2 protein-coding genes are annotated in these 2137 nt (G+C 29.6%); both read left to right on the top strand.

Annotated features, from left to right (window positions below; genetic code table 11):
* Positions 1-319: 319 nt before the first annotated feature.
* On the top strand, positions 320-748 hold the full coding sequence (locus BMW63_RS17585) for a hypothetical protein (protein ID WP_074724766.1): 429 nt from the start codon (positions 320-322) through the stop codon (positions 746-748).
* Between the two features lie 295 nt (positions 749-1043).
* Positions 1044-1910, top strand: coding sequence for an aspartyl protease family protein (locus tag BMW63_RS17580; protein WP_074724765.1), 867 nt, complete (start codon positions 1044-1046; stop codon positions 1908-1910).
* The last annotated feature ends 227 nt before the right edge of the window (positions 1911-2137 follow it).

Genomic DNA, 2137 nt, shown 5'->3' with positions numbered 1-2137 from the left:
TTAAAATGATGCAGTTTGCAGCCAAAAGTAAAATGGCGAAATCACTAAGCAGAAAGTAATTTGCAAAAATTAAAATGATGCAGTTTGCAGCCAAAGAAAATTAGGTAAAAAATTGAATAGCGAGAAAGATTGTATAGATAAAAACATATTGTAACACTGGTTTAGCATGATGGGGAATTTAGTGGAATTTCCGTTTTTTTTCATATATTCGTGTAGCCAAAAATAATCTGCTTAAAAGTTCCCCAACAAGCTAAGCCAGGAACCGTTATGCCTCAGTTTAGGAGGACGAAAACAGAAACGATAAAAGAAACAAAAATACATGCAAGTACAATTAGAACTTTTAGGAGTAGAATTAATAAGTTTTACAATAGAAAAAGAACCATACGAAAAAGACCATGAGTTGACAAGTCTTGTCGACCATCGTCCAATCATATCCGCAGGACATTCAATTAACCAAAACTTTATTGAATTTACTATTAACGTAGAAATCTGTAAAAACGGTAAAGTTTGTTCAATAACAACTTTTTCACGATTCGTTGTATTCTTTGAAGATAAAAACTTCAACATGCTTGAAAATATTAATGACGAAAATGTTGCTGACATATTAGCGAATTTAGGAGTTATTGCAAATGCGCATTTAATGGGAATGTTTAGAATTGAATCATCTAAAACCGATTTTGACGAGTATTTGATTCCAGTAAGATCTCATACTGAAATGAAATCTATGTTTGCGAATTATAATTATTGATTTATCATCGTGTTTTGAAATATATGAGAAGTGAAGGTGTTTAGACATAATATGTTTTTTAAAATAATTCCGACTTAAACGGTGCGGAAGCGAAACCGAAAATTGTAACCGAAAAAAATTGGGCGAAAAACCGAAGGCATAACAGCAGTTTGTGTATAGTGGGGTTTTAGTGGAATTTCCGTAATCAATTACGTTTACGTTAAGCAGAAAATAATCTGCTCAAAACTCCCCACCATACACAAGCTGCGACACGTTGGCAGAAATATTCTGAAAAATTGCACAAATAAAATAAACTATGAAAAAATACACATTATTACTTTTAACATTTTTATGCTTGGCAAATTATAATTGTGTAAGCCAAAATTTTAAGCAAATTTGTAAAAACGGATTTGTAAACCAAAAAGATTATATAACAGAAATACCTTTTGAATATTATAAAAAACATATTTTTATTAAGGTAAATATTTCAAACAAAGAATACAACTTTCTTTTTGATACTGGTGCACAAGTAACTTTAATTGACCAAGAAATCTCAAAAGAAATAGAATATAAATTTAAAAAAGAAGTCGAAGTTTCTGGAAGTTCAATTTCGGCGCAAAAAAACGCTTTGATTGAATTACCAAAAGTTTCTATCTCAAATGTTATTTTTGAAAATACATATGGAATGCTTCTAGATTTAAACTTCATAAAAAAGGATTATGAAAATTTAAAAATAGACGGAGTAATAGGAAACAACTTAATGAGAAAAGCAAATTGGCAAATTGATTTTAAAAATAAAGTAATCAGATTTACTGATAAAATTGATTTATCAAGTAGAAAACATAAAAAAGTTGAAATGCATAAAGAAAATTATGGATTATCATATTTAGATGTTGAAATAAATAATACAAAACATAAATTTATTTTTGATACTGGTTCAAGTGGAAGATTTACTGCGAACAGTTCGTTTGTAGGAAATTTAAAAGAAGAACAAAAAAACAGCCAAGAAGCAAAACAAACATTTAAACTTGAAAAAATTAGAATTGGCGAAATTGAACTAACTAATCAAACTATTTTATTAGAAAAAGGCGTTTCGTCACTAATCGGCAATGGATTTTTTGAAGATTATTTATTGACTATAGATTGGAAAAAAAATATTCTTTACTTATTACCAAATCAATAGTAAATAAAAATACTTCTGCCAACAGCCGTTTGGCGTGATTGGGCATTTAGTGGAATTAGCGTTTTTTCACTACATTTACGTTAAGCCGAAAATACTCGGTTTCAAAAGTCCCCAACCACGCCAAGCGCCAAGACGTTATAATAGATATTTCGCCAAATTTTGCGGTGAAAAAATCACTTGCTTCGCTCCTTCTCAGAAAATAATCTGCAATCCAAAAAAATGATGAT

Source organism: Flavobacterium frigoris, assembly GCF_900111075.1.
Taxonomy (GTDB): domain Bacteria; phylum Bacteroidota; class Bacteroidia; order Flavobacteriales; family Flavobacteriaceae; genus Flavobacterium; species Flavobacterium frigoris.
The sequence above is the reverse complement of the archived record's forward strand: the minus strand, read 5'-3'. Positions and strand labels throughout refer to the sequence as shown.